The following is a 15918-nucleotide window of genomic DNA, read 5'->3' as shown; positions in this document are numbered from 1 at the left end:
GTCATGCTGCTCGAAAGTTCTGAATTCGTTTTTAGTTGAGCAGGACGGCGCACGGTTGCATGTCGTGTGGGTTCTGCGCAACCGAGTGTCGGCAGGGATCCAGGAATGGGAATTGTTCGATTTGCGCTGCGATTTCCGCACACCTTCTACGTTGTTGCGGCCCTGATTCTCTTCCTTGGTGGCGCGGCGCTCTGGTCCATGCCGACCGATATCTTTCCGGAGATTCGCATTCCGGTTGTGACCGTGATTTGGCAATACACCGGCCTCTCCACGCCGGAGATGGAGCAGCGCGTCAGCACCTATAGCCAATACTCGATCAGCGCCAATGTGAGCGGCATCAAGAATATGGAGGTGCAGACCCTCAACGGTCTGTCGGTCCAGAAGATCTACTTCCAGCCTGACGTCAACCTCGACCTGGCGATCGCGCAGATCGTCTCCGCCACGAACTCAATTCGTTCGCTGATGCCGCCGGGCATTCAGCCGCCGATCGTCGTGCAGTTCAATGCGTCCAGCGTTCCGGTGCTTCAATTGAGCCTGAAGTCCGACAGCCTGAACGAGCAGCAGCTCTATGATTTCGGCATCTACCGTGTCCGCCAGCAGCTCGCGCCGGTGCCCGGCGTCACCCTGCCGACGCCCGCCGGCGGCAAGTATCGACAGATCATGGTCGATATCGATCCCGACAAGCTGCTGGCCCGGGGGCTGACGCCGCTCGACATCGTCAACGCGGTCAACACGCAGAATCTGACGCTCCCCTCCGGGACCGCGAAGATGGGCGATATCCAGTACACGGTCCGCACCAACGCCACCCCGGCATCGATCGACGATCTCAACAGGATACCGGTCAAGTTCTCCAATGGTGCAACCATTCTGCTCAGGGACGTGGCGCAGGTCCGGGACGGGTCGCTCGTGCAGCAGAACATCGTCCGCGAGGACGGCCGTCGTTCGGTCTTGCTCAGCATCATCAAGAACGGAAACGCCTCGACGCTCGCCGTGGTCAACGGCGTCAAGAAGGCGCTGGCGGCGGTTCGCGCCTCGGCCCCGGCGGGGCTCAAGATCACCGAACTGTTCGATCAGTCGGTCTTCGTGACGAACTCGGTGAACGGTGTCCTGCGCGAGGGCGCGATCGCCGCGGGACTGACCGGGATGATGATCCTACTGTTCCTTGGATCGTGGCGGTCGACGTTGGTGGTCATGATTTCCATCCCGCTGGCGATCCTGTCGTCGCTCGTCGTGCTCTATTTCCTCGGCGAGACGCTGAACACCATGACGCTCGGCGGTCTCGCGCTGGCGGTCGGCATCCTGGTCGACGACTCGACCGTGACGATCGAGAATACGCACCGGCTGTGGACCGAGGAGGGGATGTCGCTCGCGGACGCCACGTTGCATGGCGCGGCCGAGATCGCCGTGCCGACGCTGGTGTCGACACTCGCGATCAGCTGCGTGTTCACCTCGGTGGTGTTCCTTGAGGGGCCCGCCAAATACCTGTTCACGCCGCTCGGGCTTGCCGTCGTGTTCGCGATGCTTGCGTCGTACGGGCTTTCCAGGACCCTGACTCCCATTACCATCGGCCTGCTGCTGAAAGGCGAACGCCGGCATGATCACGAAGGCAGGCCGACGAGCGTATTCGCGCGGATGTCCGCGGCGTTCGAGCGCGGCTTCGATCGGCTGCGTGGGGGTTATGCGGGGCTGTTGGCCCTACTGCTGCGGCGCCGGGCGATCGTCCCGATCGTCGCGCTGCTGATCCTCGGCCTCGGCGCGACAATGCTGAGCCTGGTAGGCCGGGACTTCTTCCCGTTGATCGATGGCGGACAGATCCAGCTTCACGTTCGAGCTCCGGCGGGAACGCGGATCGAAAGCACGGAGGCGATCTTTCAGAAGGTCGAAGACAAGGTCCGCGAGGTCATCCCGGAGACGGAACGATCGCTCATCGTCGACAATATCGGGCTGCCGGCGCGGGCCTATAACCTGGCGTTTGCGGACGGCTCGACGATCGGCATCAATGACGGCGTGATCCTGGTCTCGCTCAAGGGAGGTCACAAGCCGACCGCCGACTACGTCAGGAAGCTGCGTCAGGTGCTTCCGCAAGCATTCCCCGAGGACATCTTCTACTTCCAGGCGGCCGATATCGTCACGCAAATCCTGAATTTCGGCTTGCCGGCGCAGATCGACGTCCGGACCGTCGGCTACGGAACCAACAATCTGGCGGTGGCCAAGGAGCTTCAGAAGCGGCTCAGCGCCATTCCAGGAATCGTCGATGCCCATCTCCAGCAGGAAGTCGACGGCCCGGATTTCTTTGCGGACATCGATCGGACCCGCGCAGCCCAGCTCGGCCTGAATGCAAGTACGGTTGCAACCAACATCAATGTCAGCCTCAGCTCGTCGGTACAGGTCTCCCCCAACTTCTGGACCGACCCCAGCTCGGGCATTCCGTATTACCTCGCGGTACAGACGCCGGAATACAAGGTCAATTCGCTGAATGCATTGGCCAACACGCCAGTGTCCACCGCGCTCGCCGCCAGCGGACAGACCGTGCCCGGCATGCTCAGCAACGTCGCGACGTTCAAGCGGGACACGGTGCCGACCAACAGCAATCAGAGCAACATCCAGCCCGTGTTTGACATCTACGCCAGCGTGCAGGGCCGCGACCTCGGCAGCATCGCCGCCGACATCGGCAAGGTGACGGACGAGCTGAAAAAGGACCTGAAGCCGGGCAACTCGATTCAGGTTGTCGGTCAGATCCAGAGCATGAACGACTCGTTCCGGGATCTGGGGATCGGTCTCTTGTTCGCGGCCGTGTTTGTCTACCTGCTGATGGTCGTGAACTACCAGAGCTTCGGCGATCCGTTCGTGGTGATCCTGGCGTTGCCGGCGACGCTCTGCGGCATCGTGACCATGCTGTTCGTCACCGGAACGACCCTGAACGTGCCATCCCTGATGGGCGCGATCATGTCGGTCGGTGTTGCTTCGGCAAACTCCATCTTGCTCGTGACATTTGCCCGCGAGCAGCAGCTGAAGGGGCACACGGCCTTTGAAGCTGCGTTAAGTGCTGGTCATACCCGTATTCGTCCGGTGCTGATGACGGCTGCCGCGATGATCGTCGGCATGATCCCGATGGCCATTGGCGGCGCCGGAGAGGAGCAGAATGCGGCGCTTGCGCGGGCCGTGATCGGCGGCTTGCTGTTCGCGACGCCGACGACGTTGCTCATCGTGCCTTATCTGTTTGCCGTGCTGCGCAAGGGAAATGACGGAAAGCCGCACCACGGCGTATTCGAGGAACCGCAGCAATGACAGAGATCGGCATCGAGCCCCAGGATATCCCGTTGGCGCCTGAACGTGAAACCGGCTCCAGCAAGCCGCTGCTGCGGACGGAGGGCGAGCCGCCACGCCGGTGCGGCGCGCCGGTGTTCGGCGCTACCGCGCTGCTGTTGCTGGTGGCCGGACTTGGGACCGGCGGCTGGCGCCACTACGAGGCGGAGCGCCAGGTCGCTGCGACGGCCCAACAGGCGCGCAGCATGGCGCCTGAGGTGCGGGTGGCGACCGTGCGGGCAAGCGACAGCAAGATGCGCGTCACCTTGCCGGCCACCACTGCGGCGTTCGAAGCCGCCAACATTTTCGCCCGGACGAGTGGTTACATCGAAAAACGCTACGTCGACATCGGCGATCACGTCAAGGCGGGAGCGCTGCTGGCCGAGATCGTTGCCCCAGAGATCGATCATCAGATCGCGGAGGCGCGAGCAACGCTGGCGCAGAGCCAGGGGACTTTGCACCAGACCCAGGCGAGCCGCGAACTGGCGGAAGTGACGAACGCCCGCGACAGCAATCTGGTCAAGCAGGGATGGCTGACCGCGCAGCAGGGCGACAATGATCGTCTAACGCTTCGTGCACAGCAGGCGGCGGAGGGGGCAGCGCAATCCAACATCGCCGCGCAGGAGGCTCAGATCAGGGTGCTGGAGCAGCAGAAGGCCTATCAGCGCGTGGTGGCGCCGTTCGACGGCGTGATCACACAGCGCGCGATCGACAACGGCAGTCTCGTGCAGTCCGGATCGACCTTCATGTTTACCCTGATGCACGCCAACGTGATCCGCACGCAGGTGTTCGTGCCACAGGACGAGGCGTTCGGAGTGGAGCCGGGGGTCCAAGCCGTGGTGCGTGTCCCTGAAATGCCTGATCGGGCGTTTTCAGGTAAGGTGACCCGGATCGCGACGGCACTGCAGCCGGGCAGCCGTACGTTGTTGACGGAGATCGACGTTCCCAATCCGGACGGCGCGCTACAGCCCGGCACCTATTGTACCGTCGAACTGTTCATTCCGCGCCGGACACCGTCGATGATCGTGCCGGCCGATGCGGTGGTGTTCGATGAAAACGGACTGCACGTTGCGGTCGTTCGCGACGGCCGCGTCGATCTGCGCAAGATTTCGATCGCGCGCGACTTCGGCACCGAGGTCGAGGTGCACGACGGCGTCCAGCCCGGCGACCAAGTCATTCTCAGCCCGATGCTGAACCTGGCCGAGGGCAGCCGGGTCACCGTTCGCAAGCCGCAGACGAGCTAGATCGAGCCGAGGCGATGGTCGCCGCTTGGATGAATGCCATGCTGCATGAGAGTCACAGCACGTTGAGCGACCGTGAGCAGGGTTGCGTTTAGGTCCGTCGTATCAATCCGCACTTCTCCTGTAGAGCCAACATCCTTGGCCAGTCGTCCACGAAGGAGAAGTCTGATGACGATCAAAGTGCTTTCAGCGGGATTCATCGTTGCCGCGATTTTGGCGGGTCCGGTCAGTGCCCACGAGTACTATGGCGTAGCGGGGCGGGGCGCCGAGACCGCCCATGCGAGCGGGTCTCCCATCGCTCATTCCTCCGATGGGCTTCGCTGGGGTCCCGCGAACGGCGACATGTCCGAGATGCCGACCGATCAGCCCGGGGGAATCTGCGACCACGGCGATGACCCGCAGATCTGCTGAGGTCGTGGAAGAGCAGGGCGCGGCGGCCATGCGATGCCGCATGGTCAGGATCGCGCCCGGCAGGGCTGCTGGAGTCTGACATTATTTTTAACGGTCTGCTCTCGCAATCGTGTGCGGCTCAGCAAGGAGCGCTTCCTAGATCCAGAGCAGGAGCATTCAACCGATGGAGCATGAAGCATGAAACCTCTTACTTTACTCTGTCTGGCCGCTTGCCTGGTCTTTTCGGCCTCCGCTGCTTTGGCCCGGGGGAGCATGGGATCGCACATGTCAACGGGCGGCGCGCTCGGAACGAGCGCTGCGTCGCCGGGGACGAATTCGCTCGGCACGGCGCTGCCCTCATCCGACGTTGGCGGTCATCCGATGAAAGGACCGCTGCTCGGCACGAACCCTGCAATCGATCAGGAAGATGCACGACTTGAAAAAATGCTCGAGGGATCGATCTGTCGTGGCTGCTGAACAGCCACTCCTGTGATTATTGATTTTCAACGGAGTAAGGTCGATGCGTAGCATCTTCACTGTAGTAGCCTTGACGATCGCATTCGCTGGTCCTGCCGGAGCCACGGCAGCGCATCGCGGTCGTACGGACCATCATCTGACCGTTCGCCACCATGGCGGCGAGACATCGTTCGTCCCCGGGCAAGCTTACATGCGGTCCGGGCAATCGATGCAATACGACGATACGCCTCGATTTGACGATCCGTCCAGGTTCGGTGGCCAGCCGCTAGGCGCGGAGCCATAGAGACAGGGATCCGCACCTAGCGGGCTCTTGGACGATCGCGTGGTCTCTGTCCGGTTGGCTCGAGCCAGATGATGGAGACGTCACATCGATTGCGCCGACCTTGGGCAGTTGCGGTTGGTAGCCGATGGGTATCGTCATCCCGTTCGATCGGGAGGACGTCAACGCGGCTCTTGGCGCATGTTTCTCTCGGAGGGCAAAGCCTGCCTCATCCTGCGTTCAGGATTATGGCGGTCATCATTGAGGTCTGTGGTGTTCATCATCGCGGAGCTCGATGCTGCCGTTGCGACCTTCAGTTGGAGACAGGCGGCGGAGGCTATCCTCTGTCTGTCCGATTGATGCCGGAGCGAGCGCGAAATGCAGCCGCGCGACAATACCCATCAGCAGGGAAACGACGTAACTCGCCACTGTCAGCGTTCCTGCTGCTGCAAGCTACTGGTCCCCGGCGGCCGGTGGTTTCCTTTTTTGAGGGTGAGGTGCATGCGCTCGTGGCGGCCGTTCTGCTGCGGGTGGCCCGGCTTGATGCGCTCGACAGCCTCTCGAAGGCTGCGATGGCAGTTTCTTCGCTTCGAGCGCTCGGTGTTGGCGCCGGGACTTACCGCATTTGGTCCGACCGCCACCCGGAAGTTCCTATTCTGCTCGAGCAGTTTCCTCGTCAATGAACGGTAGGCTCGGATAATCGAGATACCCCGCATCCGACCCGCCATAGATCCCGACCGGCTGTGGCGAGTTGTAAGGGCCGCCAGTTCGTATCCGCGCCGGGAGGTCCGGATTGGCGAGAAAGAGGCGGCCGAACGCGACTGCGTCCGCCTCGCCGGAATTGACGATGTCGGCGGCACGCTCGGGGGTGATGCCGGCATTGACGATGAGAGGCCCGCGATAGTGCTCGCGGAATATCGCCAGCATTCGGTCGTAGTCCGGCGCTCCGGTCCACGCGTTGGTGTCCGCAAGGTGCAGATAGGCGAGCCCCGCGGTCTGTAGCCAGAGCGCGAGCTGTCCATAGGTGTCTTCCGGCTTCGGGTCCCGCGCGCTGTTGTAATCGGCAAAGGGCGACAGCCGCAGTCCGATCCGCGATCGCGGCACGACGTCGGAAATCGCCGCAACAATTTCGAGAAGCAATCTGGCGCGCGCTTCGATGCTTCCGCCATACTGATCAGTTCGCAGATTGATCGTCGGCGAGAGAAACTGGTGAACCAGATAGCCGTTGGCGCCGTGAATCTCCACACCGTCAAACCCGGCGCGAACGGCATTGGCCGCCGCCCGTCGAAATTCGTCCACGACGGCCTCAATCTCCGCGGTGGTCATCGCACGCGACGACGTGGCCGCGACGCGCACATAGGCGCCGTTGGCAAGCAGCGCCCATACCTGCAGCCGTTCCAGATCGTCATTCACGCCTGACGGTGACAGTGGTTGCCTGTTGGATAGCAGACCGCGCGCGCTCGCGCGGCCGGCATGCCAGAGCTGCGCGATAATCCGGCCCCCTTGCTTGTGGATCCGCTCGACGACCGCTTTCCAGCCCTCAGTCTGCGCGTCGGTCCACAGGCCGGGCGTTCGATCAAAGGCGTTGGACATCGGTCCTACATTGATACCCTCACTGACAATCAGGCCGGCGCCAGCGCGCGCCGCGTAATATTCGCCAGCGGAGCCATTGATGACACCATGTTCGTCGGCGCGCGAACGCGTCATCGGCGCCATGACGATCCTGTTGGGGAGACTGAGGTCGCCGAGCGCTGCGGGACGAAAGAGACCTGCCATGTTGTTCACCTTCGGTTGGGCTGTTCGCAAGATCGGCGCCGGCAGCTAGCGTCGCAGGACCGTCGTGTAATTCGCAGGGATCCATTCGAATCGGCCGCCCGTAGCGCGGACGTGTCCCAGGCCAGGGAAGGCAATGTGGGCGGCGGCGATCCACATGTCGGTTCGCGCGGCATCCGAGAACGCTGCCACGCGTTTGGCCTCGGCCGCGAGCGGATCGCTGTCATAGGTCACGGCCACGGCGGGATCCGGAAACTGGATCGGGGCGACATGGACGAGGTCTCCCCACACCAGCAGCCGATGGGGGCCGCTCGTCACCTCGTAGGAGGTGTGGCCCGGCGTATGGCCGAACGTCGGGATCGCGCGAATCCCGGGTGACAGCTCTGCGCCCTGCTGGAACGGCCGCAAGCGGCCAGAGTCCAGGTAGGGCTTCAACGAGGCGCGATCGCCTTCAAACATGGGCTTGAGGAAGGCTGGTGCCTCGTCCTCGCTCTTCGGATCGAGCCAGTAGTCGAGGTCGTTCTGGCTGACCCTGACGATGGCGTTTGGGAACGCTATCCTGCCATGCGGAGCTATACCTCCGACGTGATCGGCATGGAGGTGGGTGAGATAGACCTCGTCGATCTGCTCGGGCCGGTAGCCGGCAGCGATCAGGTTTTCGATGAGATGGCCGCAGCAGTCTCCGTACAGGCTGCCCGCGCCGCTGTCGATCAGCACGAGCTTGCTCCTGGTGTTGATCAGGAAGGCGTTGATCGAACCTTCCACGGGGGCCGCAAGCCGCTCCGCAGCGAGACGAGATTCGGCTTCGCCGGGATGGGCATCCGAAAGCCTGATGGCCTTGCGGCTCCCATCGGCGGCCGCCTCGTTCCGGGTCATCACCTCATGAATGGGAAAGGGGTGGGTGCCATCGAGGAGCGCCGTGATCTCAAGCTCGCCAAGCATGATCCGGTAGAAGCCGGGTGCTTGTGTGTGTTGCAGCGGAGCGGCCGCTTCGCAGCTCCGTCCAAGCAGGAGGCAAGCGATTGCGCTCGCGATGAACGTGCGGGCCGGGGTCATGATCCTCTCCATTGTCGTGCGCGATCAGCCGGCCGTTGTCCAACCGTCGAGAAAATCGAGCAGCAATTTGGTCACCGTTTCGGGCTGCTCCTCATGCGGAAGATGGCCGCAGCGCTGGATCGGTGCCACCTGCAGGTTCTCGGCCATCTCGCTCCAGACCGCTTGCATGTCGAACAGCTTTCCGACGGCACCGAAGTCCTCTCCCCAGATCGAGAGCACCGGACAGGCGATCTTGCTGTCGGCATCTGCAAGGTCCTGCGCGATGTCCTCCGGGCCGGCCCGGTAGTCGGACAGGGCTCCGCGGACGCCGCCTTCGGCGGCAAAGGCCTTCACATAGGCGGCGATTGCTTCATCGGAGATGCTCTGGGGATGGTGACACCAATCGGAGAAGAAGTGACGCAGCCAGATCTCTTCGCGGCCCGCCAGCAGGGCCTCGGGCAGATCGGCCACCTGGTGAAACAGGAAGAACCAGTACTGCCGCGCGATCTGCGCATTCATCTCGCGCGCGACGATCCGCGTCGGCACGTTGTCCATCACGACGAGCCTGTCGACCAGCGCGGGATGGTCCTTCGCCAGGCGCGTAGCAACCCGCGCGCCGCGATCATGCCCAACCAGTGCGAACCGGTCGATGCCAAGAGCCTCCGCCAGTTTGACGATGTCATTGGCCATCGTCCTCTTATCGTAGCCGGTCGAAGGCTTGTCGGTGTCGCCATAGCCGCGCAGGTCGGGCGCTATCACGCGATATCGCCGCGCAAGCTCGGGAATCTGGAAGCGCCAGGCGTAGCTCGTCTCGGGAAAACCGTGGAGCAGGATGACCGGCGGACCGGAGCCCGCGTGGCGATAGTGCTGGCGGATGCCGTTGGCCCTGATCGTATCGTGTCCTGCGTCGTCCATTGCGATCGGATCCCTGACCGGTGTGGGCGGCGAGCGATGCCGAGGCGACAGCGCTCAATTTGACGTGCATGTCCCGGCCGGCGCGCGTGCACATGAGCTCGCTGGGCGGGCTCGATTTTGTTCCGATGTTGATCCAAAACAAATCCCGCTGATTGCACATCCTGGCGCGCGGTTGTACGATTGCGTCCAGGTTGAACGTGAGGATGCTGCCGGTTGTGGCTCCCAAGTCCGTCTGGCCCGCCACGTGATCGGGCGAAAATCCAAGACATTTCGACCGGTATCGGCCTCAATGAGCGATCAGACAGCTGCGCCTGCCGATGGCGGGAGCAGGGACGACGAATTGCGTTCGTGTGCGATTTGGATCGCCATATCGAGGATTGCATATCGGCTATGACGGGTTCTTTTTACTACTGTTCAGCAAGGCAACGGTGAGCGCATATCGTGGCCGAACCAGACAGATCGTGCTCGCCATCTCGTGGACTTCATCACGTCACGACAATCATTGATGACGTGCAGCGCGCCGCTGGTTTTTATGCCGGCGTTCTCGGTCTGAAACGGGTCAAGAAAACGGTCTGCTACGATGACCCGGGCAGTTACCATCTCTACTATGGCGACGACGCCGGCAGCCCGGGAACGGTGCTGAGCACCCTGGCATGGCGATGCGTCGCAAAGGGATTGGTTGGGGTCGGCGAAGTCGTGCAGACCGCCCTTCGTGTGCCGGCCGGATCGCTCGAATGGTGGTCGGAGCGGCTCAAGGCCGCGAACCTCGCGTGCCGGTTCGATTATTCGCCATTTGGCGAGCCGCTGCTTTGCTTCGCCGATCCGGACGGAACCACGCTTGCTCTGGTGGAAGCGGTGGACGATCGTCGCGAAGCCGGGCGCCGCGATGCCGTTCGAGCGGTCATGGGATTGAACGAGGTGACCCTGAACGTCCGCGCGGAGGACGCCACGGTCGATATCCTCCAGGACGTGCTGGGTTTCAGGCGCGTTTCGCAGGCGGATGATTCGATCCGGTTCGTCGCACATGACGGTCCTGGAGGCACGCTGACGCTGCGGATGGTTGGCGCGTCGTCGCGGGGCCGGCTCGGGGGCGGCACGATCAGGCATGTCGCTTTCCGAGCGGCCAATATTGAAGATCAATCCGAAATGATCCGGAAGCTTCAAATACGGCACGACATCGCCGTGACCGAACCGATTGAGCGAACATATCTGACTGCGATCGGCTTCCGGGCGCCATGCGGCGTGCTTTTCGAGATCGCAACCGATGGGCCCGGCTTCGCGGTCGACGAGCCGCGCGATCAGCTCGGGGAGGGTCTTAGATTGCCTGGCTTTCTCGAGGAGCGTCGTCTGGAGCTGCAAAACATCCTGCCCCCACTGAGCTAGCCGGGCTTGCGGTCGTGTAACCCGTCGAGCAAGGCCTTGGTCCGCCGGAACGGCACGGCGTCGAAACCCTCGGTGAATTTTCCCAGCGTCCGCTCGAGCATCGCTGCAGCCTCGCTATTTCGTCGCTGCTGACGCAGGAAGCTTGCAAGACTTTCGGCCGACCTAAGCTCCCATCCAAGGGCGCCTTGCCGTTCCGAAACCTCGAGCGCCTCGCGCAAATGGGCTTCGGCCGGCTCCGAGTCGGGACCCTGCAATGTAGCCAGCACATCGCCGTGGATTCTCAGCGAATCCGGCAGCAACCAGAGCGCCTCCGTAGCCTTGGTTCGCTCCAGGCATTCCGCCGACGCCAGCAGTGCTTCTTCCGGTCGATCGTCAGCGGCCAGCACCTCGGCCAGGCGACCGAGAAACGGGATCGATACGTTTTCGTATTGTGCGCCGCTCAGCTTCGAGAGCGCCTCTCGCAACAATCTTTCGGCGGGCTCGATCTGGCCGCGCAGGAAGAGCAGCCTGCCTTCGAAGCCGATCGACGAAAACACGTAGCTTTGGATATCGTTATCCTGAGCCACCTGCCTGAACCGCTGTATCGCGCAAGCAGCCCTGTCGAGGTCCTCCAGGCTCAGGAACAACGAAACCCCGCACCAGCTGAGCGCCTGGCAGATCGACGTCGGATTGCCGGTCTCTTCCGCTTCGGAATGCGCCGACAGGCACGCTCGAACAGTTCGATCGAAGCGTCCCAGATTCCAATAGGCCCGCGCCATCACGCATTGCGCATAGACCGAGTGGTTCAGTCCCCATCGGCCAATCTGCGAGACGTCGCTATGAGTTCGGAAGTACTCGTGGGCCTCGCGTGCGAGTTCCAGGGCCGTCGCATACTCGGCGCGGAAGAAGAGCGACGCACTCTTCGCGCTTTTCGTCATCGCCAGCGCCGCCGGCTCGTCGGCGTCAGCCACAAGCGTCTCGATCCTCTGCGTCCCTTCCAGCGCGCCCTTGAAGTCGCCGCGCCGATGCTGGAACACGATGAGGCCCAGCCGAGCCCTCAGCTCCCATTGCCGGTCGCCCAGGCGTGCCGCAAGCTCGATTGCCCTGTTCAGCGCGTCGCGCGACTGGCCCGTCATGCCCTGGGTGAACATCACGGCGAGCCCGTGAGCTGCCTTCAGGACCATCTCGTTGCGTTCGCTTTCGATCGCCGGATCGAGAGCGTCGATCGCCCTGGTCGTCCATGCGATACATTCCGTCAGTAGCGAATTCTCCAGCCACACGGGCACGGCGGCGGCCGCGAGCGCAACGCCCGCCTGCGCGTGGCTGTCCGTCGAGAACGCCCAGTCCAGGCTTCCGCGCACATTATCGAGTTCCTGGACCGCATCCCTGAGGGTTTGCACCTGTTTCGGGCCGTCGGCGTATCTGCAGAGCATTTCGGTGACGCAGGCCGCTAGCCGGGCGGCAAGTTCGTTCCGCTCGGATTGCTCGACCAGCTTGGCAAGCGCGAACGCCTTGGTGATCTCCAGCAGCCGAAATCGGGTGCGCTCGGAGCCGATGTCGACCGAGACCAGCGATTTGCAGACCAGATCAGCGAGGATCGATGCGGTGTCGGCGCCCTCAGCTGCCGGAATCACGGAGACGGCGGCCTCGAGCGTGAAGCTGCCGGCGAAAATGCCGAGGCAACGGAGAACGTATCGCTCGCGCTCGCACAGCAGCTGATAGCTCCAGTCCAGTGCCGCCGCGATCGTGCGATGCCGTGCCGGCGTGCCGCGGCGCGCATCCGCGAGCAAGTGCACGCGGTCCTCGATCCTGGCGGCCAGTCCGTTGACGCCGAATGCGTCGACGCGCGCGGCCGCGACCTCGATCGCGAGCGGATTGCCGTCCAGTTCGCGGCAGATCTGCGCGGCAAAGCCGGTGTTGGCATCGGTAAGCTCGAAATCGTTGACGACCGCTGCCGCCCGCTCGACGAACAACTGAACTGCCGGATAGCCCAAGGCGTCCTTCGGTCCGAGGGACAGGCCCGCTGGAGGCACGTCGAGTGGAGGGAGCCGGAACACCTGTTCGCCATCGACGCGCAGCGGCTCCCTGCTTGTGGTCAGCACCTTGATGCCGCCGGCGCCGCGCAGCAGCTCACCGATGGCGGCCGACGCCCCGTCGATCAGATGCTCGCAATTGTCGAAAACCAGGAGAAGACTCTTGTAACGGAGCGCCGCCGCGATGCTGGACAATACGTCGCTCGAACGAGCGTCGATCGGGAGAGCGGACGCAATGACGCTTGAAATCAACGAGGCATCCGTGATCGAGCCGAGGTCAATCAGCCACACGCCGTCCGGAAACTGCGGCAACATCGCTTCCGCGAGCCGAAGCGCGACCGACGTCTTTCCGACGCCCGGCGGTCCGACGATACTCAGCAGGCGGCTGTCGGTCAGTTTTTGCTTCATCGATCGAAGCGCTTCGGCGCGTCCGACCAGCCGGTTCAGCTGCGCCGGCAGGTTGTGAGCCGCCTGCATCGCCGGCTGATCAACGGCTGGGCGCTCCTCTTCGAGCACCTTGATGGGCGCAACGAAGCGATACCCGCGTCCGGGACTGTTGACGATGTACTGGTTGGCGTTGTCGTCCTCGCCAAGCGCGCGGCGAAGCGCCGCCACCTGGACGGTAAGGTTCGCTTCAACGACGAATGTGTCAGGCCAGGCCATCTCGACGAGTTCGCGCTTACTCACCAGTTCGCCCGCGCGCTCGACGAGCGCGATCAGGATCTCGATCGCCTTGCCGCCGAGGCGAATGACGCGGTCGCCCTCGAGCAGGATTCGTTTGGAGGTGGAAAGGCGAAACGGTCCGAATAGAAACGTACGCTCTGGTCTATCGTTGCGGTCGGGCATCCTTTAGTCAGCCATGGGCCTTCTCAAGGGACCTCACTACGCCACAGCCCGGAGGGTGTCCACCCCTCAAGGATCCGCGCGAGTGAGGACGTCATAGCTGTTTTTCGCGCTCGACCTGGAGGGCAATAGCCTGCCAGCGGGCCATGATCGCGGTCACGGTGAGGCGTTCGGCCTCGACCGTGGACAGAGCCGCCAATTCCACCGCGACCGTGGCCATCTGCTCGATCAGATCGGCACGGGCGTGCAGCTGCGCGGTTTGCCGCTTGCTGACCCATCTGGACAGGGTTTCGGGCGCGAGCGTGGCGTCGCGTTCGAGGCCGGAGCGCAATGCCTCGCGAAGCGCTGCGGCGCGTTCGGCGGACTCCTTGACGGCTGCCTGCAGTTCTTGCGTCCGGCTCGCGAATTCCGCGTCACGAGCAGCGGCGCCCCCCGCGAACAGTCCGTTGATGTTGCCAAGGCTCACTTGCAGGCGAGCCAAATGAAGGCACAGATCCTCACCGAATTGAGCCAAATTGCCGTTCATCAAATCCTCGTCTCATCGATGTACGCAACTCTCTCGCGGCGGAAGGTCGCAGCCAAATAAAACCTTGCAAATTCCATGTGGTTGACGGCAACACCGCATCAGCTGCGGTTTTTTGGAACGATTTACTGGCCATGCGACGGGGCGGGGAATAACCATCGGCGCGGTGTGCAGAATCTCGACGGGGCTCCGATGGACGACACCGATACTTCATCAGACGGCTTCTACGGCCGTCGACTCACCTCGCACCTCGGAATGGAAGGCGATTGCGTTCGCAAGATCAATCGCCACGGCAAGCTCGCGCTTGCCATCACGCGATTGACATGTACCCGCTTTGTTCGTGAGCGGACTGCCGCGATTCCGTCGGAGCCTGCATTCAGCATCCTCCATCAACTGGGCGATCTGGACCGGCACTCATGCTGGCTCGCCGGCCGCCAGAGGTATTCCGGATCGTTCGGTGCGGGAACCGTAAGCGTCATCGACCTGCGCGACAATCCGCAGTGCGAGTTTAGAGGCCCGTTTGATGCGCTTCAGTACTACATCCCGCGCCGCGCTCTTGACGACTTCGCCTACGAGAACAGCGCGAAGCCGATCTCCACGCTGAAGTGGACCCGTGACCGGCGCGATCCCTATCTGTCCACGCTTTCGAACGTTCTCTTGAACGCCCTCGAAGAGGAGAGCGCGAACAATCAACTCTTCGTCGATCAACTCGGACTGAGCTTGCTCGCCCATTTCGCGCAGACCTACGGTGATCTCAGCAAGCGCGAGGGCATTCAGGAGGGGGGACTGGCGCCATGGCAGGAGCGGCGTGCCAAGGAGATCATGCGTGCCCGCCTCGCCAGCGGTTTGACGATCGCCGATGTCGCGGCCGAGTGCAGGCTGACGCCGAGCCATTTTGCCCGCTCGTTCCGGCGCAGCACGGGCATCGCTCCCCACGAATATCTCTCCCGGCTCCGGATCGACGAGGCCAAGCGCCTGATGACCACCACCAAGCTGCCGTTGGCGGATATCGCGCTGATCTGCGGGTTCGGTGACCAGAGTTATTTCACCCGGGTCTTCTCGCGCAGCGTGGGAACGAGCCCCGGCGCCTGGCGCAGGGCTCGTTCTGAAGGCTGAAGGGCTTCCGCCGAAACTTAGGTCGGATGGATCATGTCACGCGCGTAGGACAAGCCGATCCCGTATCCGCCGCCATGGGCCTCGACGATGGCTCTCGCGTGATCATAGGTCTCACGGCGGGTCCAGTCTCGCTGCAATTCCAGAAGGACCTGGATCCACGACGTTGGCCGTGCGCCTGCGGCTTCCATGCGGCGAAGCGCGAGGTCATGGCCGACCGTGGTGAGACCTCCGCAGGCGTCGCCGACCACGTAGACCTCGAGCCCGGCGGCCAACGCCGATAGAACGGTGAAGCTGACGCACGCTTCGGTCAGCAGTCCCGATACGATGAGACGCCGCCGGCCAGTTGCGAGAATCTTCCCGCGCGCGTTGTCGTCTTCCCAGACGTTCATGTTGCGCCGCTCGATCGGGACGATGCCAGGCAAGGCCGCACTGATCGCCGGCATCAGCGGACCGCTGTAGACTTTCGTCGCAGAGGGCGAAGCAATGACCGGAAGGCTGAACGCCGTGGCGGTCTTGGCCAGGGCGACCACGTTGTTGAGGAGGACTTGCCGGTCGATCGAGCTAACGCCGAAGGCGAGCCCGGCCTGCTGGTCGGCGAACAGGAGCGCGCAGTCTTTCGGTTCGAGAAGGGGAGCGTCGGTCATG

The 15918-nt window shown here is 63.0% G+C and carries 12 protein-coding genes and 1 pseudogene; 6 read left to right on the top strand and 7 right to left on the bottom strand.

Going from position 1 to position 15918, the window contains the following annotated elements:
• Positions 1 to 105 precede the first annotated feature (105 nt).
• From ACVIGB_RS23075 to ACVIGB_RS23060, 4 genes are all read left to right on the top strand, one after another.
• On the top strand, positions 106 to 3288 hold the full coding sequence (locus tag ACVIGB_RS23075; protein ID WP_456720905.1) for an efflux RND transporter permease subunit: 3183 nt from the start codon (positions 106 to 108) through the stop codon (positions 3286 to 3288).
• Positions 3285 to 4550 (top strand): efflux RND transporter periplasmic adaptor subunit, encoded by a 1266-nt coding sequence (locus ACVIGB_RS23070; RefSeq protein WP_456720906.1) that lies wholly within the window; start codon positions 3285 to 3287, stop codon positions 4548 to 4550. Before ACVIGB_RS23075 ends, ACVIGB_RS23070 begins: the two co-directional genes overlap by 4 nt.
• A 165-nt stretch (positions 4551 to 4715) precedes the next feature.
• Positions 4716 to 4958, top strand: a complete 243-nt coding sequence (locus ACVIGB_RS23065) for a hypothetical protein (protein WP_456720907.1) — start codon at positions 4716 to 4718, stop codon at positions 4956 to 4958.
• A 177-nt stretch (positions 4959 to 5135) separates the two neighbouring features.
• Positions 5136 to 5414: a hypothetical protein gene (locus ACVIGB_RS23060; protein WP_456720908.1), complete on the top strand. Its 279-nt coding sequence runs from the start codon at positions 5136 to 5138 to the stop codon at positions 5412 to 5414.
• A gap of 693 nt (positions 5415 to 6107) precedes the next feature.
• On the opposite strand, the pseudogene ACVIGB_RS23055 reads toward ACVIGB_RS23060, so the two are convergent.
• The 4 genes and pseudogenes from ACVIGB_RS23055 to ACVIGB_RS23040 form a co-directional block, all read right to left on the bottom strand.
• Positions 6108 to 6227 (bottom strand): annotated as a pseudogene (locus ACVIGB_RS23055) (integrase core domain-containing protein); the annotation flags it as partial.
• Positions 6228 to 6324: 97 nt separating this feature from the next.
• Positions 6325 to 7449 (bottom strand): alkene reductase, encoded by a 1125-nt coding sequence (locus ACVIGB_RS23050; RefSeq protein WP_456720909.1) that lies wholly within the window; start codon positions 7447 to 7449, stop codon positions 6325 to 6327.
• Positions 7450 to 7494: 45 nt separating this feature from the next.
• On the bottom strand, positions 7495 to 8502 hold the full coding sequence (locus ACVIGB_RS23045) for an MBL fold metallo-hydrolase (protein ID WP_456720910.1): 1008 nt from the start codon (positions 8500 to 8502) through the stop codon (positions 7495 to 7497).
• A gap of 24 nt (positions 8503 to 8526) precedes the next feature.
• Positions 8527 to 9396 (bottom strand): alpha/beta fold hydrolase, encoded by an 870-nt coding sequence (locus tag ACVIGB_RS23040; protein ID WP_456720911.1) that lies wholly within the window; start codon positions 9394 to 9396, stop codon positions 8527 to 8529.
• 441 nt (positions 9397 to 9837) lie between these two features.
• On the opposite strand from ACVIGB_RS23040, the gene ACVIGB_RS23035 reads away from it, so the two are divergent.
• Positions 9838 to 10779, top strand: a complete 942-nt coding sequence (locus ACVIGB_RS23035; protein WP_456720912.1) for a ring-cleaving dioxygenase — start codon at positions 9838 to 9840, stop codon at positions 10777 to 10779.
• Here ACVIGB_RS23035 and ACVIGB_RS23030 read toward each other — a convergent pair.
• Together ACVIGB_RS23030 and ACVIGB_RS23025 are read right to left on the bottom strand one after the other, a co-directional pair.
• Positions 10776 to 13637: an ATP-binding protein gene (locus ACVIGB_RS23030; protein ID WP_456720913.1), complete on the bottom strand. Its 2862-nt coding sequence runs from the start codon at positions 13635 to 13637 to the stop codon at positions 10776 to 10778. The two genes, ACVIGB_RS23035 and ACVIGB_RS23030, sit on opposite strands and share 4 nt — an antisense overlap.
• A 91-nt stretch (positions 13638 to 13728) precedes the next feature.
• On the bottom strand, positions 13729 to 14160 hold the full coding sequence (locus tag ACVIGB_RS23025) for a hypothetical protein (protein WP_456720914.1): 432 nt from the start codon (positions 14158 to 14160) through the stop codon (positions 13729 to 13731).
• A gap of 189 nt (positions 14161 to 14349) precedes the next feature.
• Here ACVIGB_RS23025 and ACVIGB_RS23020 point away from each other — a divergent pair, with 189 nt between their 5' ends.
• Positions 14350 to 15273 (top strand): helix-turn-helix domain-containing protein, encoded by a 924-nt coding sequence (locus ACVIGB_RS23020; RefSeq protein ID WP_456720915.1) that lies wholly within the window; start codon positions 14350 to 14352, stop codon positions 15271 to 15273.
• A gap of 17 nt (positions 15274 to 15290) precedes the next feature.
• On the opposite strand, the gene ACVIGB_RS23015 is transcribed toward ACVIGB_RS23020, so the two are convergent.
• Positions 15291 to 15917: a hydrolase gene (locus ACVIGB_RS23015; RefSeq protein ID WP_456720916.1), complete on the bottom strand. Its 627-nt coding sequence runs from the start codon at positions 15915 to 15917 to the stop codon at positions 15291 to 15293.
• Position 15918: the final 1 nt, after the last annotated feature.

Source organism: Bradyrhizobium sp. USDA 4341 (genome assembly GCF_054063755.1).
Note: the sequence above shows the minus strand (reverse complement) of the source record. Positions and strands in the feature narration are given on the sequence as shown.